General features: G+C 65.5%; 20 protein-coding genes. 12 read left to right on the top strand and 8 right to left on the bottom strand.

Annotated elements, in window-relative coordinates:
* Positions 1–2 precede the first annotated feature (2 nt).
* Together aspS and hisS are read right to left on the bottom strand one after the other, a co-directional pair.
* Positions 3–1799 carry an aspartate--tRNA ligase gene (gene aspS / locus G394_RS0111935; protein WP_028577846.1) on the bottom strand — a complete coding sequence of 599 codons (1797 nt, stop codon included), beginning with the start codon at positions 1797–1799 and terminating at the stop codon, positions 3–5.
* A 105-nt stretch (positions 1800–1904) separates the two neighbouring features.
* Positions 1905–3158 (bottom strand): histidine--tRNA ligase, encoded by a 1254-nt coding sequence (gene hisS, locus G394_RS0111930; RefSeq protein ID WP_028577845.1) that lies wholly within the window; start codon positions 3156–3158, stop codon positions 1905–1907.
* Positions 3159–3302: 144 nt separating this feature from the next.
* Between hisS and G394_RS0111925 the strand changes: the two genes are divergently transcribed.
* The 12 genes from G394_RS0111925 (at position 3303) to G394_RS20295 (ending at position 15964) form a co-directional block, all read left to right on the top strand.
* Positions 3303–4007, top strand: coding sequence for a molybdopterin-guanine dinucleotide biosynthesis protein MobB (locus G394_RS0111925; RefSeq protein WP_028577844.1), 705 nt, complete (start codon positions 3303–3305; stop codon positions 4005–4007).
* Between the two features lie 202 nt (positions 4008–4209).
* Complete coding sequence (locus G394_RS0111920; protein ID WP_028577843.1) at positions 4210–4434, top strand: MoaD/ThiS family protein; 225 nt, start codon at positions 4210–4212, stop codon at positions 4432–4434.
* Positions 4431–5270, top strand: coding sequence for a HesA/MoeB/ThiF family protein (locus G394_RS19035; protein ID WP_051307155.1), 840 nt, complete (start codon positions 4431–4433; stop codon positions 5268–5270). The genes G394_RS0111920 and G394_RS19035 overlap by 4 nt, the downstream gene beginning before the upstream one ends.
* A gap of 16 nt (positions 5271–5286) precedes the next feature.
* Complete coding sequence (gene rdgB / locus G394_RS0111910) at positions 5287–5913, top strand: RdgB/HAM1 family non-canonical purine NTP pyrophosphatase (protein WP_028577842.1); 627 nt, start codon at positions 5287–5289, stop codon at positions 5911–5913.
* Position 5914: 1 nt separating this feature from the next.
* Positions 5915–7732 (top strand): glutamine--fructose-6-phosphate transaminase (isomerizing), encoded by a 1818-nt coding sequence (gene glmS / locus G394_RS0111905; protein ID WP_028577841.1) that lies wholly within the window; start codon positions 5915–5917, stop codon positions 7730–7732.
* 8 nt (positions 7733–7740) lie between these two features.
* Positions 7741–9699, top strand: a complete 1959-nt coding sequence (locus tag G394_RS21530) for an N-acetylmuramoyl-L-alanine amidase (protein WP_028577840.1) — start codon at positions 7741–7743, stop codon at positions 9697–9699.
* A gap of 88 nt (positions 9700–9787) precedes the next feature.
* Positions 9788–10474 carry a DUF554 domain-containing protein gene (locus tag G394_RS0111895; protein ID WP_028577839.1) on the top strand — a complete coding sequence of 229 codons (687 nt, stop codon included), beginning with the start codon at positions 9788–9790 and terminating at the stop codon, positions 10472–10474.
* A gap of 131 nt (positions 10475–10605) precedes the next feature.
* On the top strand, positions 10606–12495 hold the full coding sequence (locus G394_RS20300; RefSeq protein WP_169725558.1) for an ATP-binding protein: 1890 nt from the start codon (positions 10606–10608) through the stop codon (positions 12493–12495).
* On the top strand, positions 12492–12887 hold the full coding sequence (locus tag G394_RS0111885; RefSeq protein WP_028577838.1) for a response regulator: 396 nt from the start codon (positions 12492–12494) through the stop codon (positions 12885–12887). The genes G394_RS20300 and G394_RS0111885 overlap by 4 nt, the downstream gene beginning before the upstream one ends.
* Positions 12884–14119, top strand: a complete 1236-nt coding sequence (locus tag G394_RS0111880; RefSeq protein WP_028577837.1) for a sensor histidine kinase — start codon at positions 12884–12886, stop codon at positions 14117–14119. Before G394_RS0111885 ends, G394_RS0111880 begins: the two co-directional genes overlap by 4 nt.
* Positions 14120–14251: 132 nt before the next feature.
* A complete protein-coding gene (gene zupT / locus G394_RS0111875) occupies positions 14252–15148 on the top strand; it encodes a zinc transporter ZupT (protein ID WP_028577836.1) in 897 nt (298 codons plus the stop codon).
* 294 nt (positions 15149–15442) lie between these two features.
* A complete protein-coding gene (locus G394_RS20295; RefSeq protein ID WP_245578327.1) occupies positions 15443–15964 on the top strand; it encodes a tetratricopeptide repeat protein in 522 nt (173 codons plus the stop codon).
* A 15-nt stretch (positions 15965–15979) separates the two neighbouring features.
* On the opposite strand, the gene G394_RS0111865 is transcribed toward G394_RS20295, so the two are convergent.
* The 6 genes from G394_RS0111865 to trpD form a co-directional block, all read right to left on the bottom strand.
* Positions 15980–17326 (bottom strand): glutamine synthetase family protein, encoded by a 1347-nt coding sequence (locus G394_RS0111865; RefSeq protein ID WP_028577835.1) that lies wholly within the window; start codon positions 17324–17326, stop codon positions 15980–15982.
* 171 nt (positions 17327–17497) lie between these two features.
* Entirely contained in the window at positions 17498–18268 is a 771-nt protein-coding gene (gene trpA / locus G394_RS0111860; RefSeq protein WP_051307151.1) for a tryptophan synthase subunit alpha, read from the bottom strand.
* Complete coding sequence (gene trpB / locus G394_RS0111855; RefSeq protein WP_028577833.1) at positions 18258–19496, bottom strand: tryptophan synthase subunit beta; 1239 nt, start codon at positions 19494–19496, stop codon at positions 18258–18260. The genes trpA and trpB overlap by 11 nt, the downstream gene beginning before the upstream one ends.
* A complete protein-coding gene (locus tag G394_RS0111850; RefSeq protein ID WP_043775722.1) occupies positions 19493–20107 on the bottom strand; it encodes a phosphoribosylanthranilate isomerase in 615 nt (204 codons plus the stop codon). The genes trpB and G394_RS0111850 overlap by 4 nt, the downstream gene beginning before the upstream one ends.
* Complete coding sequence (locus tag G394_RS0111845) at positions 20104–20877, bottom strand: indole-3-glycerol phosphate synthase TrpC (protein WP_028577831.1); 774 nt, start codon at positions 20875–20877, stop codon at positions 20104–20106. The genes G394_RS0111850 and G394_RS0111845 overlap by 4 nt, the downstream gene beginning before the upstream one ends.
* Complete coding sequence (trpD, locus tag G394_RS0111840; protein ID WP_028577830.1) at positions 20870–21871, bottom strand: anthranilate phosphoribosyltransferase; 1002 nt, start codon at positions 21869–21871, stop codon at positions 20870–20872. Before trpD ends, G394_RS0111845 begins: the two co-directional genes overlap by 8 nt.
* Between the last annotated feature and the right edge of the window lies 1 nt (position 21872).

Here is a 21872-nt window from a genome sequence, read left to right as displayed (position 1 = left end):
GTCTACTCTTTGGGCTTTTCCCGCAGGCGCAGGCCCAAGTCGCGCAGTTGCGTGTTTTCCACCGCCGACGGGGCCTCGGTCATGAGACAGGTGGCCTTCTGGGTCTTGGGGAAGGCGATGACGTCGCGGATGGACTTGGCACCCGTCAGGAGCATGATCAATCGGTCCAGGCCGAAGGCGATGCCGCCGTGGGGCGGGGCGCCGAAGACCAGGGCGTCGAGCAGGAAGCCGAACTTGGCCCTCGCCTCCTCCTCGCCAATCCCCAGGGCGCTGAACATGTGCTGCTGGGTTTCGGGGTTGTGGATGCGGATGGAGCCGCCGCCGACCTCGGTGCCGTTCAGCACCAGGTCGTAGGCCCGGGCCACGGCCGCGGCCGGATCGGAGGCCAGGGCGTCCATGTCCTTGGGCGCGGTGAAGGGGTGGTGCATGGCCACCCAGCGCTTGGCCTCGGGGTCCCACTCCAGGAGCGGGAAGTCCGTGACCCACAGGGGCGCGAACTCGCCTTCGGGGATGAGGCCGAAGCGTTCGCCGAGTTTGAGCCGCAGGTTGCCAAGGGCGCTGTTGACCATCTCGGGCGCGCCGGCCTGGAAGAAGACGATGTCGCCGGCCTTGAGGCTTAGGGCCTCGGTCAGGCCGGCGCGTTCGGCGTCGCTCAGGAACTTGGCAATGGGGGACTGCCAGCCGTCCTCCTTGATCTTGATCCAGGCCAGGCCCTGGGCGCCGTAGATTTTGACGAACTCGGTGTAGTCGTCGATCTCCTTGCGCGACAGTTCCGCGCCGCCGGGCACGGGCAGGGCCTTGACCAGGGCGGCAGCGGCGAAGAGCTTGAAGTCCGAGCCGCGTACGATGTCGGTCACGTCGGAAAGCTTGAGGTCGAAGCGGACGTCGGGCTTGTCCACGCCGTACTCGGCCATGGCCCGGGCGTAGGTCATGCGCGGCAGGGGCAGGACGATCTCGCGGCCCAAAGCTTCGCGCATGACGCGGGCCACCATGCCCTCGGCCATCTCCATGACCTGCTCCTCGTCGACGAAGGACATCTCGATGTCGATCTGGGTGAACTCGGGCTGGCGGTCGGCGCGCAGGTCCTCGTCGCGGAAGCACTTGACGATCTGGTAGTAGCGGTCCAGGCCGCCGCACATGAGCAGCTGCTTGAAGAGCTGGGGCGACTGCGGCAGGGCGTAGAACTGGCCCTGGTTGACGCGGCTGGGAACCAGGAAGTCGCGGGCGCCCTCGGGCGTGGACTTGGTCAGCACGGGCGTCTCGATCTCCAGGAAGCCCAGTTCGTCGAGGTACCGGCGCACGCTCTGGGACACGCGGTTGCGCAAAATCAGGTTGTCGGCCATGGCCTTGCGGCGCAGGTCCAGGAAACGGTACTTGAGGCGCAGGTTCTCGGACACGTCCACCCGGTCCTCGATGGGGAAGGGCGGGGTCTTGGCCGTGTTCAGGAGCTTGAACTCCGTGACGTAGACCTCGATGGCGCCCGTGGCCAACTTGGGGTTGATCATATCGCCCGGCCGGGGGCGGACCACGCCCTTGATGGCCAGCACGAACTCCGTGCGCAGCACGTGGGCCCGTTCGTGGGCCTCGGGGGCGACCTCGGGCGAGAACACTACCTGGGTCAGACCGTGACGGTCGCGCAGGTCGATGAAGATGAGGCCGCCGTGGTCGCGGCGGTACTGCACCCAGCCCATGAGGCAGACTTCCTGGCCAAGAGCTTCCGTGCCCAGGGCCGCGCAGTTGTGGGATCTGCGCCAGCCGTTCAGGCTGTCCATGCCGCGTTCCGTGTTCCGTTCATCCATTATATGTTCCTCGCTTGGGTACCATAAGCTGCAAATTCGGGGTGTAAAGGCCTGGCAGGCCGCCGTTTTGAACGGCCTGCGCATTTCGAGTTTTCAGCGGCCGGCCTAGGGCTTGCGGAAGCCCAGGGCCTGCTCCAGGTCGTCCTGTCCGATGGTCTTCTGTACGCCCGTGGCCATGTCCTTGACCACGATCTGGCCCTTGTCCATCTCGTCTTGGCCCAGGATCAGGCAGGTCTTGACGCCGAGCTTGTTGGCCTGGCGCATCTGGGCCTTGATGCTTCTGGCCTCGAAGGACACCTCGCCGGCGAAGCCCCGTTCGCGCAGACGCTGGGCCAGGAGCAGGGCGGTGTTCAGGGCGCGGGAATCCAGCACGGCCAGGTAGAAGTCCGGGGCCGGGGTCTGGGCCTCGCCGTACAAGAGGGCCAGGCGCTCCATGCCGCAGGCGAAGCCGATGCCCGGCAGGTCCGGGCCGCCGAGCTGTTTGATGAGGCCGTCGTAGCGGCCGCCGCCGGCCACGGCGCTCTGGGAGCCGATCTCGCCGGAGACGACCTCGAAGGTCGTGCGCTGGTAATAGTCCAGGCCGCGCACCAGCCGGTCGTTCAGGCGGTAGGGGAGCTTCGCGCTGTCCAGGATCTCGCGGACCTGGGCGAAATGCTCGGCGCAGCCCGGACACAGGGATTCGGCGATGCTCGGCGCGCCGGCGACCAGCTCCTTGCAGGCCGGGACCTTGCAGTCCAGCACGCGCAGGGGGTTGGTCTCGGCGCGGCGGCGGCAGTCCTCGCACAGGGCCGACTGGTCCACGCCGGCCAGGAAGTCGCGCAGGCGCTGGTGGAAGACCGGGCGGCACTCGGGGCAGCCCAGGGAGTTGAGCTCCAGGGCCAGGTTCTTGAGGCCCAGCTTGGTCAGGAAGGTCCAGAGCATAAGCACGACCTCGGCGTCGGCCTGGGGCGCGTCGGTGCCGAGCACCTCGACGTCGAGCTGGTGGAACTGGCGCAGCCGGCCTTTCTGGGGGCGCTCGTAGCGGAACATGGGGCCGCAGGCGAAGAGCTTGGTCGACCCTTCGGACGCGTACATGCCGGACTCGATGAAGGCGCGCAGCACCCCGGCCGTGGCCTCGGGGCGCATGGTCAGGGACCGGCCCTTGCGGTCGGCGAAGGTGTACATCTCCTTCTGCACCACGTCGGTTTCCTCGCCGATGGAGCGGGCGAAGAGTTCGGTCTTCTCCAGGATGGGCACGCGCACTTCCTGGCAGCCGTACGTGGCGAAGACCTCGCGGGCCAGGTTCTCCATGTGCGTGTGGACGGCGCTCTCCGGGCTGAAGAGGTCAGAAAAGCCTTTAATTTTCTGAATTTTAGACATAGAAATATATGTGTCCTTGGCGAATTTGGGATGGAAGAGCGCGCCGCTTTCCCGGAAATGGCCGGCAGTGTTCAAGGCGGGCGCGACGCTGCGAAACAGCACTGGTTAGTTTATGAACGATCGATTGTCAAAGACGGAGGAGCGATGTTCAAGGCCGTATCTGTGGTGGGGTTCAAGAAAACGGGCAAAACAAGTCTTGTCCTCGAACTCGCCCGGGAGTTGACCGCGCGGGGGCGCAAGGTCGCCGCCGTGAAGTTCACGCATCACGGATTGGATCTGGACGGGACCGATACGGCCAGGTTCGCGCAGGAATGCGTCAGCGTGGCGGGCATCGGGCCGAAAACAACGACGCTGCTCTGGAATTCCGCCCGGCAACTGCAGGACATCTTTCCGCTGCTGGGATCCGATATCGTGCTGGTCGAGGGCGGCAAGTCCCTGACCTGGCTGCCCCGGTTCGTGACCCTGGGCGCGGCCGAGGACGAGTCCGGCCTGGGTCAGGGCCTGGCCCTGGCCACCTGGGGATCCGGCTCCCTGCCCGGCGTGCCGCAGGTTTCGTCCGTGGCCGAGCTGGCCACCCTGGCCGAGAGCCGCGCCTTCACCCTGCCCGGCCTCGACTGCGGGGCCTGCGGCCGCGACTCCTGCCATGAACTGGCCCGGGAGATCGTGGCCGGCACGGCCGAGCCCCGGGCCTGCGAAGCCATGAACGCCAAACTCGTGGTGCGGGTGGGGGGGCAGCGCCTGGCTTTGAACCCCTTCGTAGACCGGCTCGTGACGAACACCATTCGCGGGCTCCTGACGGAACTCAAGGGCAACGTGCCGGGGCAGAGGGTGGAGATCGTCCTGGAATAGACGCTTCCGTCCAGGTTCGGGAAAGGGCGCTGACGCGGCTTCCGGGGCGCGCTTTCCCGCGTTTTGGTCTATTGACTCGGAACCCGCGGTCCGCAAAGATGTCCCGATATTTTCGGAGGACGCGCCAAGCTTGCGGCCCTCCGGAAACGCAACCCGGAAAACGGTCGGCAGCCCCGGGGCGATGCCGGCACCAGGGATGACCATGCAGGTACGCATCAAATGTTTCGCCACCTTGAGTGACCACACCCCCGAAGGCGGGGTTCTGACGCTTTCCGCCGGCGGCACCGTGGAGAACGCGCTGACGGCTCTCGGGCTTGCCCCGGACGATGTGAAGCTGGTCTTCGTGAACAGCAAGCATGCGGAAATGGACGCGGTTCTGGCCGACGGCGACCAGTTGGGCATCTTTCCTGCGGTGGGCGGGGGATGAGTTCCTCCTTTGCCCAGGAACTGGCGCGGATCTGCGGGTACGACGAGCAGCGCAAGGTCCGCACGGTATCTTTGCCCGAGCTGAAATCTCTGTGCGCCCGCGAAGGCCTGCCCCTGCGCGAGGGCGCCCTGCGTTGCGTGTCGCACGGGGTGGCGCCCGTACCCCTGCTCAAATGTCTGCACGGCGTTGAGCCGCAGGGTCAGGCGCGACTTCTGGAGTCCTCGGTGCTGCTCGTGGGCGCCGGTGGCCTCGGGGGCTACGTGCTCGAACTTCTGGCGCGTTTCGGCGTGGGGCGTATCGACGTGGCCGACGGCGACGTGTTCGAGGAATCGAACCTCAACCGCCAGCTTCTCGCGTCCGTGGACGATCTGGGCCGCAACAAGGCGCGCGTGGGCGCCGAGCGGGCCGCCCGCATCTCGCCGCTGGTCGAGGTGCGGGCGTTAGAGATGTTTCTGGACCGCGACAACCTGTCTCAGGCCCTGCAAGGCGTGGACGTGGTGGTGGACGCTCTGGGCGGCATAGCCCCGCGCATGGCCCTGCACGACGCGGCCCTGGAGCGCGGCATCCCGGTGGTGGCCGGGGCCGTGGCCGGCTGGACCGCGGTGGTCGGCAGCGAGACGGCCGAAAAGCGCGGCATCTCGCTTATGTGGGGCGATGCGGCGGCCCCCGACGCCGAGCACGCCCTGGGTAGCCTGGCCCCGGCGGTTTCGCTGGCTGCGGCGCTCATGGCCGCCGAGACGTCACGCTATCTGCTGCACGGCGAACTGGCCCTGGCCGGGCGCATGCTGCATGCGGACCTGACCTCCTTTTCCTTTGAAATCTATGATCTTGAATAAGCGACGGGACAATGCGATGAACACGATCGTTCTGGCCACGGGCAATGCGGGCAAGGTCCGCGAACTGTCGGCCATGCTGAAGGAACTGCAGCCGGACATGACGGTGCTGGGGCTCAAGGATTTTCCGGACATCGGGGATATCCCCGAGACGGGCGAGACCTTCGAGGACAACGCCCGCATCAAGGCCGTGGCCGTGGCCAGGGCCACGGGTCTGGTGGCCGTGGCCGATGATTCTGGCCTGGCCGTGGACGCCCTGAACGGGGCCCCCGGCGTCTATTCGGCGCGCTACAGCGGCGAGGACGCCACGGATGAAAAAAACGTGGTCAAGCTGCTGGAGGCCCTGAAGGACGTGCCGGACCCGTGGCGCGGCTGCCACTTCGCCTGCGTCATGCTGGCCGTCACGCCAGGCGGGCTGGAGCTGGTCGGCCGCGGGGCGTGGCAGGGCCGGGTGACCCATGCCCCGGCCGGCGACAAGGGGTTCGGCTACGACCCCGTGTTTTTCGACGAGGAGCTGGGCCTGACGGCCGCGCAGATGGACGCGTCGGTCAAGAACGCCCGCAGCCACCGGGGGCTGGCCCTGCGCGACCTGCTCGTGGCCTGGCCGGAATTCTGGAAACGGGCGCAAGCCGAGATGGAGAAATAGCATGTGCGGAATCATCGGGTACACGGGACATCGTCCGGCCATCCCGGCCATTGTCGAGGGCCTTCGCCGACTTGAATACCGCGGCTACGACTCGGCCGGCGTGGCCTACGAGGAACCGCAGGGCCTGCATGTCATCCGCGCCGAGGGCAAGCTCGGCGCCCTGGACTGCAAGATCGCGGGCCTGGACACGGCCTCCTCGGTCTGCGGCATCGGCCATACCCGCTGGGCCACCCACGGCCTGCCCGTGGAGCGCAACGCCCATCCGCACATGGACGGCGACAGGCGCTTCGCCCTGGTCCACAACGGCATTATCGAGAACTACGCCGAGCTCAAGGCCGAGCTGGTGGCCGAAGGCCACGTCTTTCATTCCGAAACGGACACCGAGGTCCTGGTCCACGTCATCGCCAAGGGCGTGCAGCTGACCGGCGACGTGCGCCAGGGCATCTCTTGGGCGTTGTCGCAGGTCGACGGCGCCTACGCCTTCGCCCTGCTGTCGCGCGAGCACCCCGGGAAGATCTGGGCCAGCCGCAAGGCCAGCCCGCTCCTGATGGGCATCGGCACGGGCGAGAATTTCCTGGCCTCGGACATCCCGGCCTTTTTGCCCTACACCCGCGAGGTGGTCTTCCTGGACAACGGCGAACTGGTGGAGATCGACGCCGGTTCGTGGCAGGTCTTCGACGCCGTGACCCTCAAACCCAAGGCCAAGGAGGTCAAGCACATCTCCTGGGACGTTCAGGCCGCCCAGAAGGATGGCTACAAGCATTTTATGCTCAAGGAGATCTTCGAGCAGCCCAAGGTCATCCGCGACTGTCTGGCCGGCCGCATCCAGAAGGGCCGGGTGGTGCTGCCGGAGCTCGACGCCCTGGAGGTTCCGGGCCGCCTGACCATCGTGGCCTGCGGCACATCGTACCACGCGGGACTGTGGGCCAAGTACCTCCTCGAATCCTGGGCGCGCATCCCCGTGCAGGTCGAGATCGCCTCGGAGTTCCGTTACCGCGACAGCGTCTTCCTGCCCGGCGACCTGGTCCTGACCATCAGCCAGTCGGGCGAGACGGCCGACACCCTGGCCGCCATCCGCATCGCCCGCGAAGTCGGCGTGCCGATCCTGGGCCTGTGCAACGTGGTCGGGTCGTCCATCGCCCGCGAGTCCGACCAGGTCGTCTACACCCAGGCCGGGCCCGAGATCAGCGTGGCCTCGACCAAGGCCATGTGCAGCCAGATGGTCCTGCTGCTGCTCATGACCCTGTCCTGGGGCGTACGCAAAGGCTCTCTCCCCGAGGGCGTCCTGGAGCGCTGCCTGGCCGACCTGCCGCAGCTGCCCGATCGCCTCGGGACCGAACTGCCGGCCATCCGCGAAAAGGCCAGGAGCCTGAGCCAGGAATATTCCGACGCGAAGAGTTTCTTCTTCCTCGGCCGCGGCCAGAATTTCCCCATGGCCCTGGAGGGCGCCCTCAAGCTCAAGGAGATTTCCTACATCCACGCCGAAGGCTACGCCGCCGGCGAGATGAAGCACGGGCCCATCGCCCTCATTGACCCGCACTTCCCGACCTTCGCCATGGCCCTGGGCGACGAGCTGCTGCAGAAGGTGGCCTCGAACCTGCAGGAAGTGCAGGCCAGGGGCGGGCGCATCATTGCCCTGGTCAACCCGGGCGCAGCCCCGGCCGTCGAAGACCCGTGGGTGCTGCCCGAGGTCTGGGGGCCGCTCAAGAGTTTTCTGGTGCTGCCGGCAGTGCAGCTTTTCGCCTATGAAATGGCCGTGTACTTGGGCAAGGATGTGGACCAGCCCCGGAACCTGGCCAAAAGCGTGACCGTGGAGTAGTGATCTTCGTGCGTTTTGCGTTGAAAGCAGTTTTGACGGCCGTACTGGTCCTCGGGTTCGCCGTGGCCGTTTCGGCTGCGGCAAAGGACGACTATGCCCGCGGGGTGAGCGCCTTCAACTCGCTCGTGGGGAACGAGAAGCGGGCGGGCCTGCGGGCCGAGTGGCTCGCGGTCATGAACCATTTCGAGCAATCCCTGGCGGCGGAGCCCAAAGGGGCGTATGCGCCGAAGTGCATGTTTTTTCTGGGGCGCTCCTTCGAGGAACTGGCCCGACGTTCGTTCGCCAAGGCCGATCGCACGAGCGCCCTGGAAGCCTACGACCGGCTGCTCAAGGCCTTCCCGAAGCATGGCTGGGCTGATGACGCGATGTTCCGCAAGGGGATGGTCTGGCTGGAACTGACCAAGGATCCGGTCCAGGCCGAAGGGTTTTTCAAGGGCGTCGCAGCGGCATACCCCAAAGGCGACATGGCGCCGAGGGCCCGCGAGATGCTGGCGCAGATGGCCGGCGCGGCGCCAGCTCAGGCCGCGCCGAAACAGCCCGTATCCCCGTCCACGTCCCAGGCCGGCGCTCCCGCCCCTGCGCCCTCGTCCAAGCCCGCCCCGGCGTCGGCGACCAAAGCCGTTCCAGCCAAGGGAGAGTCGACTCTTCTGGGCATCCGGCACTGGTCGAGCAGCGACTACACGCGCGTGGTCATGGATATGGCGGGCGACGTGAAGTACGAGCGCGCCTTGGTCGAAAAGGCCAAGAACGGCAACAAGCAATTGCAGATCACCCTGCAGCGGACCGATATCGCGGCCGACGTCATGCCCGAACGGACCGTCGACGACGGCATCCTGTCGCAGATTCTGGTCAGCCCGGATTCAACAGGCGCCGCGCTGATCACGTTCGACCTCATGCAGATGGATCATTACCGGGTCTTCACCCTGCCGGAACCCTATCGGGTGGTGCTCGACATCTATGCCACCGGCGGAAACGGGGTGCGAGCCAAGGACGCCGCGGCGGCTCAGGCGGATGGGGCTCTCGGAAAGCAGGGGGCCGAAGTCGATCACGTGCAGCAGGCACTGGCCGAACTGGAGGCCAAACGTGCGGCTAAGAACGATGTGCTCGCAGCGAAGCCGGCTTCCGAGCCGGCCACGGCGCAGAAACAGGCCAAAAGCGGAAAGCAGTCCGTTTCTCCGGCGCCGGTCGCGGAGGCAAAGGAGGAGTCCCCGCAGATCGATGTCTCGCCCAAGCAGAAGAAATACGCCGGCTCCCTGGTCGAACAACTCGGCCTCAAGGTCCGCACGATCATGATCGACGCCGGGCACGGCGGCAAGGACCCAGGCGCCGTGGCCAACGGCCACGAGGAGAAGGACATCAACCTGCGCATGGCCAGGATTTTGGGCCGCGAGCTGCAACAGCAGGGCTTCGAGGTGCACTTCACGCGCACGGGCGACAAGTTCATACCCCTCGAGGAGCGCACGGCCATGGCCAACGCCAAGAACGCCGACCTCTTCATTTCCCTGCACTGCAACGCCATCAAGGACGCCTCGGTCAAAGGCCTCGAGGTCTACTATCTGAACCTGGCGACCGACGCGCAGGCCGTGCGCGTCGCGGCGAGGGAGAACGGGGTTTCGGCGAAAAAGATCAGCGACATGCAGTTCATTCTTTCGGATCTCATGCTCAACTCCAAGATTAACGAGTCCCGCCAGATGGCCTCCCTGGTCGAGCAGGAGACGTTGCGCGCCGTGCGTCCCAAGTATCCGCTGGCGAGCCATGGGGCCAAGGGCGCGTTCTTCTACGTGCTGACCGGGGCGCGGATGCCGTCCATTCTCGTGGAGATCGGCTACCTGACCAACCCCGAGGAGGCGGCCAAGCTCGGTTCAGATGCGTATCTGGCCTCCATGGCCAGGGGCCTGGCCTCCGGCGTGGTGGCCTACAAGAAGAAGCTGGAACGCTTCGCCCTTGGCGGGTCTGGCAAATCCTGAAGTCGTCCGACGTTTCTATGTCCCCGCTCCGTTCCCCTGTCATGGAACGGGGCGGTTTTTTTTCATCGCATCACACGGAGTTCATGTCATGGTTTTCCCACTCGGTTCCGTCATCAACGCCCTGGCCATCCTGGTCGGTGGCGCGTTGGGTCTGCTGCTGCACGGCCGCCTTCCGGAAAAGATGCGCCAGGTCGTTTTCCAGGGCCTGGGCCTGTGCGTCCTGGTCATCGGCGTGCAGATGGCCCTGCAGGGCAAGAACGGGCTGCTCGTGGTGCTGAGCGTCCTCATCGGCGGCGTCGTGGGCGAGGCCCTGAGCCTCGAGGACCGCTTCGCCGGGCTGGCCGACAAGCTCAAGGGACTTGTGCGCTCCTCCAACACCCGCTTTGTGGACGGCATGGTCAACGCATCGCTGATCTACTGCATCGGGGCCATGGCCATTCTGGGATCCTTCGATGAAGGCATCCGCGGCGACCATTCGATCCTCTTCACCAAGGCCCTGCTGGACGGCTTCGCCTCCATCGCCCTGGCCTCGACCTACGGGTCCGGCGTGCTCTTTTCCGCCCTTCCGGTGCTCGTCTATCAGGGGCTCTTGACCATCTTTGCCGGCTCGTTTCAGGGGCTCTTCTCGGACTACCTCATCGCCCAGCTCACGGCCACGGGCGGCACCCTGATCCTGGGCATCGGCATCAACCTGCTGGGGCTGACCGTCATCCGGCTTTCGAGCCTCCTGCCGTCGCTTGTCTTCATCGTGCTCCTTTCGGCCTTTTCGAGTTGATGCGTCTGTTTGTCGCCGGATAGAGTTTTGCTTTTCAAATCCCGTGCGATGTGTTTAGATTCCTGAGGGAAATGGCCGGGATGTCCCGGCCGATTTTTGCGTAAAGGACTACAGGTGCGCGGATGACGTTATTGTCCCACTATCTGAGATCGCACGGGGCCGGGCGGCTTGGCCGCCGGCTTCTGATCAGGATATTGCTGGGCATCGTCTTCTTCACCGCCCTGGGGGCCATGATCCAGCTGACCATCGACTACCGCAAGGACCTGCAGGTCCTCGAAGGGCAGCTCGACCAGGTCCGCTCCTCGCGCGTGCCCAGCCTGACAAGCTCCCTCTGGCATCTCGACGAGGCGCAGGTCATATCCCAGCTTGAAGGCATCCTCGACCTGCGCGACGTGAAGTACGCCCGCGTGGTCACCCCGGACGGGCTGGTGTTCTTCCGCGGCCAGGAGGCGGAGGAGAAGACTCTCGTCATCCGCAAATTCCCCCTGCTCTACCAGGCCTTCGATCGTATCGAGGAGATAGGGACCCTGACCGTGGCCGGGGACAGAAGCGCTGTCCTGGGCCGGATCAAGGACAAGATCCTGGTCATCGTCGTCACCCAGGGCGTGCAGTTCATGCTCGTGGCCGTGCTTATCGTGGCCATCGTCCACATGCTCGTCACCCGGCATCTGCGCAGGATGGCCCTCTACACCTCGGAGCTGAACATCGACAGGCTGCAGGAGCCCCTGGTGCTCGACAAGGCTTCCGGGACGCCCGACGAGATCGACATCGTGGTCAACGCCTTCAACGCCATGCGCGAGAACCTGCTGCGGGACATCCGGCAGAAGGAGGAGGCGGAAGCGAAGCTCAAGGCGGCGGAAGGGTACATCCGCAACATCCTTGACTCCATGCCGTCCCTCCTCATCGCCGTGGACGAGGAGGGGCGTGTCACGCAGTGGAACCAGCCGGCCGCGCGCATGACGGGCGTACCGGCCGAGGACGCGCTGGGGAGGGAGTTCGCCGACGTGTATCCCGAGGCCCCGCTGACCACGGAGCAGATCATGGCCGCCATGAAGGGCGGCGTCCCTGTCAAGGAGGCCAAGGTGCCCCGCAAGGACGGCGACGTGGTCGGGTACGTGGACGTCACGGTCTACCCTCTGGAGACCGGCAGCGTGCGGGGCGCCGTGGTGCGCATCGACGACGTGTCGGAGAGGGTGCGCCTCGAGGAGATGATGATCCAGTCCGAAAAGATGGTTTCCATCGGCGGCCTGGCCGCAGGCATGGCCCACGAGATCAACAACCCCCTGGCCGGCATCCTGCAGAACGCGCAGGTCATCCGCAACCGCATCTCGCCGGACTTGCCAGCCAACAGCTCGGCGGCAGGGGAGGTCGGGATCGACCTGGAGAGCCTGCACGCCTACCTCGACCGCCGGGGCTGCCTGCGCATGATGGATTCCATCATGGAGTCCGGACAGCGCGCCGCGCGCATCGTCGAGAACATGCTGTCCTTCAGCCGCAAGAGCAACGTCGAGATGGCCAAGGTGGACATCTGCGCCCTGCTGGACCGGACCGTGGAACTGGCAGCCAACGACTACGACCTGAAAAGGCAGTACGATTTTCGCAGAATACGGATCATCCGGGAGTACGAAGCCGATCTGCCTTTCGTGTCGTGCGAGGAGAGCAAGATCCAGCAGGTCTTTTTCAACCTCATCCGCAACGGTGCACAGGCCATGGCGTCGCGGCAGGGCGACGCCTGTTTCGTTCTGCGCGCCAGATCGTCGGGCGATGCCGTGCGCATCGAGATCGCGGACAACGGGCCTGGCATGTCCGAAGAACTGCGCAAACGGATATTCGAGCCGTTCTTCACCACCAAGAAGGTGGGTGAGGGGACGGGGTTGGGACTGTCGGTATCGTATTTCATCGTCGTGGAGAATCACGGCGGCCAGATGGAGGTGGAGTCCATCCCGGGGCAGGGCACGACGTTCATCGTCCTCCTGCCGCTGACTCCTGGCGTCAAGCTCGTTGAGGGGGCTCTGCGATGACCGCGGGGGCGGCAGGCCGCAGTGTGCTCCTCCTGGACGATGAGCCGACCATCCGGGAGAGCCTGGGCGAGTATCTGGAGGATTGCGGTATTGCGACCCTTCAGGCCGAGAGCGGCGAAGAGGCCCTCGCCATGGACGGTCTGGAGGCCGTTGCCGTGGCGGTGGTCGATATCCGTCTCGGGGGCATGGACGGGATCGAGTTTATCAAGGCGCTCCACGCGCTCCGGCCAGACGTTCGTTTCCTTATCCACACGGGCTCCACGGACTTTCAGCTGGACCCGGAACTGCGCGCCATCGGACTGACGGAGTGCGAGGTGATTTTCAAGCCGGTCCTGGACATGTCCGTGTTCGAGCGGGCCATCCGGCAGAAACTGGCGGAGGCTGGTTCATGACTACCGAAACGCAACCCGTGGTGCTGAGCATCGACGACGACCAGTTCGTCCGCGAGAGCCTGGCCAACTTCCTCGAGGATTTCGGGTTCACCGTACTGCAGGCGAGGGATGGCGAGGAGGGGCTTGAGGTCTTTGCCGCGAACCGTCCGGACATGGTCATGGTGGACCTGCGCATGCCGCGCATGGACGGGCTGCAGGTTCTGGCCAAGGTCAGGGAGATCGCCCCGGAAACGCCCATCATGGTCGTGTCCGGCGCGGGCGACATCCGCGACGTGGTCGAGGCCTTGCGCCGCGGGGCGTGGGATTACCTGATCAAGCCCATCCAGGACATGAACATCCTGGTGCATTCGGTGCAATCCTGCCTGGACAGGGCCCGGCTGCTGCGCCAGAATCGCGAATACCAGCAGAGTCTGGAGGAATCCCTCGACAAGCTGCACCGCACCCAGAAGGAGATGATCCACTCGGCCAAGATGGCGGCACTTGGCGATCTGGTGGCCGGGGTGGCCCACGAGGTCAACACCCCAATCGGGGTCTGCGTCACCGCGTCGTCCTTTCTCGCCGAGCGGACCCGCCAGCTTCGGGACCTGTACGAGAGGGGGGAGATGAAGCGCTCGGACCTGGAAAAATATCTCGCGCTGGCCGAGGAGTCGTCGGCCTCGGTGCTGACCAACCTGGAGAGGGCCGCCGAGCTGGTGCAGAGTTTCAAGAAGGTCGCCGCGGACCAGAGCTCGGAGGAGAAACGGTCCTTCGAGCTGAAGAGCTACCTGGAGCAGATATTGGTCAGCCTGCGCCCGCAGTTCAAGCGCACCCCGCACAAGGTGCATACGGACTGTCCCGAGGGCCTGGTCTTGGACTCCTATCCTGGGGCCGTCATGCAGATCCTCACGAATCTGGTCATGAATTCCCTGATCCACGGCTTCGCCGACGGCCTGCCCGGGGAAATCTTCATCAAGGTCGAGCCGGTGGGCGAGGCCGTGGCGCTGTCCTACCGGGACACCGGCGTCGGTATGGACAAGGAGCAGCGGGACCGCATCTACGACCCGTTCTACACCACCAAGCGCGGGTCGGGAGGCACGGGGCTCGGCATGAACATCGTCTATAATCTCGTCACCCAGACGCTCAAAGGCTCCATCCTGCTGGAGACGAGTCCGGGACAGGGCGCGACGTTTCTGCTGACCTTGCCCAAGGACCCTGATCAGACTGCCGGAGCGGCGGTTCCGCGCGACGTTTGAGCCCGTCCGTGCGGCAAAATCGTTGCCGCCGGAGCGGCGTCTTGTGCCCGCGCTCCGGCCTGCATGCGATTCCATCCGGAATCATGATCCCGAACTGAAGCCCCGCACGCCCCGACGCACCAAGGAGCACGTATGTCCGAAGTCTGGTTCGCCCTGGGCCTGACGGCCTTCGCCGGTCTGGCCACGGGAATCGGCAGCATCATCGCCTTCACGGCCAAGCTCTCCAGCTACCGATTTCTGTCCGTGGCCACGGGTTTTTCGGCCGGGGTGATGCTCTACGTCTCTTTCGTGGAGATATTCTTCAAGGGGCAGGCCGTTTTGGTCGGCCACTACGGTGATCCGCTCGGGCATTGGGTCAATGCGGCGGCGTTTTTCGGCGGGATGCTCGTCATCGGCCTCATTGACAATTTCATTCCCGAGGAGGCCAACCCCCACGAAATCCCCCCCGAGGCCGAGGCCGACAAAGTGCACGGCAAAAGTTCGTCCCTGTGGGAGATCACCAAGAACAGCCGCACTCCGTCCACGGCCCCAGCCCAGCCCCTGCCCGGCTACGAGAAGAAGCTCATGCGCATGGGCCTTTTCACGGCCCTGGCCATCGGCATCCACAACCTTCCCGAAGGTCTGGCCACGTTCCTGGCGGCCCTGCAGGACCCGCAACTGGGCGTGGCCATCGCTGTGGCCGTCGCCCTGCACAACATCCCCGAGGGCGTGAGCGTCTCGGTGCCCATCTACTTCGCCACCGGGAAGCGCCGGAAGGCCTTTCTCTATTCCTTTCTGAGCGGTCTGGCCGAGCCCGTCGGGGCGGGCATCGCCTACCTGGCCATCCTCTTTTTCGCTGGCGGACCCGGTGGCGTGCTGCCCCCGCAGTTGACGGGCATCCTCTTCGGCGGGGTGGCCGGGATCATGGTCTACATCAGTCTCGACGAGCTCCTCCCCACCAGCCGGGCCTACGGCCAAGGGCACGACAGCCTCTTCGGCCTGCTGGGCGGCATGGTCGTCATGGCGCTGAGCCTGCTGCTCATGCGCTGACTTTCGATGTGCATTTTTCGACAGGTCAAGGCCGCCTTGTGCAGGTTGCTGCGCGTTTTCATGCGTGCGCGCCCGCATCAGGGCGCGTGGCGCCTTGATTCTCCCGTTGGCGTGAATCATGCTTTGCGCGAGGCCGTGGCGTATCATCGCCGTGAGCCAATTTTGCATGGAGGAGATATGGCGAAAAGCCGAAAAAAGGACGCATCACCGCCCGCCCAAAAAAACAACCCGCTGGTCTATGGCGTGGTTTTTCTCATCGCTGGGGCACTTATCGGTGGCGTTTTGACGACGGCGGTGCATACAACCGCAGAGAAGGCGCCCGTCCAGACGCAGCAGGTGAACAACCTGGCGGACCAGATCGCGGTCCAGGCCGACCGGGTGGCCAGGAACCCCGGCGACGAAAAGGCCTGGGTAACCCTCGGCAACCTTTACTTCGACACGCACCAGCACGAGAAATCCATCGAAGCCTATGGCCGGGCCCTGGAAATCAACCCGAACAACCCCAATGTCCTGACGGACAAGGGCGTCATGCACCGCTCCCTGGGCGAGTACCAGAAGGCCTTGGAATGCTTCGCCAAGGCCATTGCCATCGACCCCGGCCACGAGACTGCCCGGATGAACACCGGTGTGGTCCTCTTTCACGATATGGGCGACAAGGCCGGCGCCATCAAGGCCTGGCAGGAACTCCTGCGGGTCAACCCGCAGGCCACGAACGCCGAGGGCACGCCAGTCGCGGACATGCTCAGGCAGATGGGCGAGGAGCCTGTCTCGAAGGGTGCCGGGCCGCGGCTTCTTGCGCCTGGCGGTGGGTCCTGATCCGGCTCTCCTTCCCTACAGTCTGGGCAGGTAGCGCTCCAGTTCGTAGTTGGTGACCTGGGAGCGGTACTGGTCCCATTCCACGTGCTTGTTCTCGACGAACTTGGTGAAGATGTGCTCGCCCAGGGCTTCGCGGATGAGGGCGCTACCTTCCATGGCCTCCAGGGCCGCCTCCAGGGTTCCGGGCAGGCTCTCGATGCCGCGGTCGCGGCGCTGGGCGGCGGACATGACGTAGATGTCCTCTTCCACGGGTGCAGGCAGAGCGTAGTTCTCCTCGATGCCCTTCAGGCCCGCGGCCAGCATGCAGGCGAAGGCCAGGTAGGGGTTGCAGGCCGGGTCCGGGGAGCGCAGTTCCACGCGGGTGGCGGCCTCCTTGCCGGGCTTGTACATGGGCACGCGGACCAGGGTCGAGCGGTTGCGGCGGGCCCAGGCGATGTTTGTCGGGGCCTCGAAGCCGGGCACGAGCCGCTTGTAGGAGTTGACCCACTGGTTGGTGATGGCCGTGAATTCCTTGCAGTGGCGCAGGAGTCCGGCGATGTACGCCCGGGCCTCGCGGCTCAGGTGGTGATCGCCGTCGGCGTCGTAGAAGAGGTTGCGGCCGTTCTTGAACAGGGACTGGTGGACGTGCATGCCGCTACCGTTCTCGCCGAACAGGGGCTTGGGCATGAAGGTCGCGTAGCAGCCGTTCTGGCGGGCGATCTCCTTGACCACGACGCGGTAGGTGATGGCCGTGTCGGCCATCTTCAGGGCGTCGGCGTAACGCAGGGCCAGTTCGTGCTGGCTGGGCGCGACCTCGTGGTGGCCGTACTCGACGCCGATGCCCATGGAGCGCAGGCAGGAGATGGTTTCGCGGCGGATGTCCCCGGCCAGGTCCAGGGGCGGGGCGTCGAAATAGCCGCCCGCGTCCAGGGGCTTGGGCGAAGTGGCGCTCTCGAAGAGGAAGAACTCCAGCTCCGGGCCGACATAGAAGGAGTAGCCCTTGCTCGCGGCCGCCTGCAGGTTGCGCTTCAGACAATGGCGGCTGTCCCCGGCGAAGGGTTGCCCACTTGGCTCCAGGATGTCGCAGAACATGCGCGCGATGGGCGCGGCGGTCTGCCGCCAGGTGACCAGCTGGAACGTGGCCGGGTCCGGAATGGCGATCATGTCGCTTTCTTCAATTCTGCAAAATCCCTCCAGAGACGAGCCGTCGAAACCCATGCCCTCCTCGAAGGCGGCCTCCAGTTCCCCGGGCAGAACCTGGAAGCTCTTCAGCGTGCCCAGCACGTCCACGAACCAGAACTGGACCAGCTCGACCCGATGCTCGCGCACGGCCTTGATGACGTCGTCGGAATTCTTGCAGTTGAAGATGGGATATTCGGGCATGGGGATCCTCCACAGGATGATTTCCCGTTCTGCTAGCAAAGAGAGGGGCGGTTGTCTCGTGCGGGGTGGGATTTTGCAAAATTGGGAAATGAATGGCGGGTCCGTGATGGCATGAAATGCAGGGGGCGGGCACGTAGGTCCGCCCTCCCCCCACGCACATGTCTGGTGCAATCATGTTTTCGCACACGCCGCCAGGAATTCGTCCACGGCCGCCAATCCTCCGTCATCCATCAGATTGATGATGTGGCTGCCGATGACGGCCGCGTCGGCCAGGCCGTCCAGCATGCGCACGTGTTCGGGTCTGGAGATGCCGAACCCCGCGGCGATGGGTAGACCGGCCCTTGTTTTCAGACCCCGCACATAATCGACCCCGGCCTGGTCCATGCCCGCGCCGGCTCCGGTGATGCCGACCTTCAGCGTCGTGTAGACCAGGCCCGAGGCGCGTTTCAGGACGGCGTCCAGCCGCGGGCCTTCGGTGTCGGGCGAGATGACCATGACCGGGTGCAGGCCGCGCTCGCGCGCCATGTCCGCATAATCCCCGTCAGCCTCGTCCCAGGGCAGGTCCGGCAGGATCACGCCGCTGGCCCCGCTGGCGGCCGCCTTGTCCAGAAAGCGTTCCAGACCCATGGCGAAGGGGATGTTGGCGTAGGTCATGAACATGAAGGCCACATCCAACTCCCGGGACAGTTTTTCGCAGAGTTCGAAACAGTGTTTGGGTGTGATGCCGGAGTCCAGCGCGGCCTGGTTGGCGCGCATGATGGTCGGGCCGTCGGCCAGAGGGTCCGTGAAAGGTATCTGGATCTCGATGAGTTTCACCCCTCGCTTCGCCATGAGCCGGATCAGCTCCTCGTTGGCCTCAAGGCTCGGGTAGCCCGCCACCACGTGGGTCATGAGCTGGATGCCGTGCGCGCCTTTGAGCGCCGTGTCGATTCTATTTTCCATGACGCACCTCGCTCTCCAAAAAAGCGATCCAGTTGTCGCGGTCCAGTTCCATAGCCGTGATGAAGATGTCCTTGTCGCCGCGACCCGAAATGTTGACGACCATGATCTCGTCCTTGGGCAGGGTCGGGGCCAGTTCCATGGCCCGGGCCACGGCGTGGGACGACTCCAAGGCCGGGATGATGCCTTCGAGCCGGGTCAGCCGTTTGAAGGCGTCCAGAGCCAACACGTCCGTGATGGGCGCGAACTCGATGACCTTGCGGTCGTAGAGCCAGGCCAGCTCGGGCCCTACGCCCGCGTAGTCGAGCCCGGCCGAGACCGAGTGTGTGTCCTGCAACTGGCCGCTCTCGTTCTGCAGGAAGTAGCTCTTGTAGCCCTGCACGATGCCGACCTTGGGCGTGGAGCCGAACCGGGCCGCGTTGTCGCCCACGGCCGGTCCGCGTCCACCGGCTTCTGCGCCGTGGAAGCGGATGCCCTCTTCCTCCAGGAAGGGGTGGAAGAGGCCGATGGAGTTGGACCCCCCACCCACGCAGGCCACCAGGTGGTCGGGCAGGCGGCCTTCGCGCTCCATGATCTGGGCGCGCACCTCGCGGCCGATGACGGACTGGAAGTCGCGGACCATGACCGGGTACGGGAAGGGCCCCAAGGCCGAACCCAGGATGTAGTGCGTGTCCTTTAAATTCTGAATCCAGTATTTGAGGGTCGCGTTGACCGCGTCCTTCAGGGTCTTCGTGCCGTCGGTCACGGGCACGACCTCGGCGCCCAGAAGTTTCATGGCGTAGACGTTGGGGTACTGGCGGCGGACGTCCACCTCGCCCATGAAGACCTTGCACTCAAGGCCGAAGCGCGCGGCCACCGTGGCCGAGGCCAAGCCGTGCTGGCCCGCGCCCGTCTCGGCGATGACCTTGGTCTTGCCCAGGCGCTTGGCCAGCAGGGCCTGTCCGAGGGCGTTGTTGATCTTGTGCGCGCCGGTGTGGGCCAGGCCTTCGAGCTTGAGGTAGATCTTGCAGCCGCCCAGTTCGTGCGTCAGGTTCTTGGCGAAATAGAGGGGTGTGGGGCGGCCGCAGTAGTTCTGGTAGAGGTCGGCCAGTTCGGCCGTGAACTCGGGGTCGTCCTTGTACCGCAGGTAGCCCTGCTCAAGTTCCTCCAGGGCCGGGATGAGCATCTCGGGCACATAGCGGCCGCCGTAGGGGCCGAAGTGACGGGGGAGCATGTCGGATATTCTGCTCATGGTTTTCCTCGCAATATGTTGACGGAGCGGCGGATTTTCTCGTGGTCCTTGATCCCTGGCGCGCTTTCCACGGCGGAATTGAGGTCGAAGCCGGCCGCGCCGGTGGTTTTCATGGTTTCAAGATTGTGCGGTCCCAGGCCTCCGGCCAGATACCAGGGGTGAGGACACTTCAGACGCCGCAGGTCCGCAGGGTCGAGGCTCGTGCCGTGGCCGCCGCCGCTGGTGCCGCTGTCCAGAAGGATGGCCCGGCAGACCGGGGCGAAAAGTTTCATGTCCGCGAGCAGCAGTTCGATCGTGGCGTAGCGCTTGGGCCACAGGGCCTTGATGACCCTTTCGGACCCCAGGGCCCGGCACTGCTCTCGCGTGTGCCCGCCATGGAGCTGAAGCAAGTCGAGTCCCGCCTCGCGGGCGATGCCGCCGATCTCATCCACGCCTTGGCGCACGAAGACGCCGGTCTTGAGGGCCTGCCTGGGTTTCTGCGTCGCGACCCAGCCGGGAGCGACGTTCCGCGGGCTTGGGACGTGGAAGATGAAACCCAGCAGGTCAATGCCCAGGGCGTCGCAGAATTCAACATCCTCGGGACGCGTCATGCCGCAGACCTTGACGATCATGACCGTCCTCCCGCCAGTTGGGCCAGCCCGCGGCCCGGGTCGCCGTGTTGCATGAGGGCCGTGCCGATGAGCAGGGCGTCGAGCCCGGCGGACCGAAGCTCGCGGACCTGTTCCGGGGTCGATATGCCGCTGGCCCCGATCCAGATTTCACCTTCCTTCTTGCGCCGCACCATGTCCAGACAGCGGCCGAGGTCCGTGGCCAGGGTGCCCAGGTCGCGGTTGTTGACCTGGATGATGCGCGCCCCGAGCTCCTTGGCCCGGTCCAGGTCCCGCTCGTCGAAGACCTCTACGACTGGTTCGAGGCGCAGGGAGACGCAAAGCCCGTGCAGATAGGCCAGGTCGTCCTGGTCCTCGAACATGCGCACGATGAGCAGGATGGCCGAGGCCGGCGTGGCGGCCGTAGCCTCCACCTGCAGCGGGTCGACGATGAAGTCCTTGCGCAGCAGCGGCAGGCCGACGGGCGCGACCTCGGCCAGGAAGGCCAGGTCGCCCTTGAAGTAGCGGCTCTCGGTCAGGATGGACAGGGCGCAGGCTCCGGCGCGGGCGTAGCCTTCGCACGTCTCGTGGGGCGGGACGCCGAGGTTGATGTCGCCCTTGGACGGGGAGGCGCGCTTGTATTCGGCGATGATGCCGGACGAACCGGGGGCGGTCAGGGCGGTTCCGAAGCCCGGTCTGTGCCCGGCATAGGTCGCGTGCGTGGATCCTGCGTCGCGTAGGCGCTTCAGCTCATCGATTTCGGCCTGTTTGGCGGCCCGGAATTTTTCAAGCATGGAGCGCTCCGCTGGACAGGCCCTGTTCGACCTTGGCCTGGGCCATATCCATGGCCATATCCAGGGGCAGATTGTCTTCAAGCAGGTGCAGGGCCACGCCGAGGTTCAGGGTGACCATGTCCCGGAGGGACTTCGGTCCCTGTCCGGCCAGGACCCGGCGTTGCAGCTTCAGGGCCTCCTCCTTGTTTTCGCAGGCCAGGTCCCGGGGCACGCAGGTCGCCAGCCCGAAGTCGGCCGGGTCAATGATCGCGTCGCGGATCGTGCCGTGCTCGACGAAGATGACCTGCCCCGGACCGCAGGGGGTCAGCTCGTCGAAGCCGCCTGCGCCGTGGACGATGGCCGCGCGCTCCAGGCCCTTTCTTCCGGCCAGGACCTGGGCGATCATGGGCGCGAAGCGGAAGTCCGGCACGCCCAGGATCTGGTGCGTGGGCATGGCCGGGTTCAAAAGCGGCCCCATGAGGTTGAAGATGGTCCGCACGCCGAGCTGCTGCCGCACCGGGCCCACGTGGCGGAAGGCCGGGTGGAAGTGCGGGGCGAAGAGGAAGACGAAGTTGCGCCTGGCCAGTTCGTCCCGCGCCGCCTCGGGGTCCGTGACCAGCGGGTAGCCCAGGTCTTCGACCACGTCGGCGCTGCCGCACGTGCTCGACACGGCGCGGTTGCCGTGCTTGACGACCTGGTAGCCCATGTCGGCCAGGAAGAAGGATACGGCCGTGGAGCAGTTGAAGCTGTGCTGGCCGTCGCCGCCCGTGCCGCAGGTGTCGATGCGCTTGCCCGACAGGCCGGGGATGAGCCGGGCCTGGCCGAGGGCCGCGTCCACCGCGGCAGAGAGCTCGGCGGCGGTCTCGCCCTTGGCGCGCAGGCCCATGAGGAAGGCCCCGGCCTGCACCGGGGAGACTTCGCCGGTCAGCAGAAGGTCGAAGGCCTCCCGGGCCTGGGGAGCGGAGAGGTCCGCGCCCGTGGTCAGGTGTTCGAGGATGTGGCTTATGGTGTTCATG

It is taken from the genome of Desulfomicrobium escambiense DSM 10707 (assembly GCF_000428825.1).
GTDB classification, from domain to species: Bacteria; Desulfobacterota; Desulfovibrionia; order Desulfovibrionales; family Desulfomicrobiaceae; genus Desulfomicrobium; species Desulfomicrobium escambiense.
This window is presented reverse-complemented; position numbering and strand designations above follow the sequence as displayed.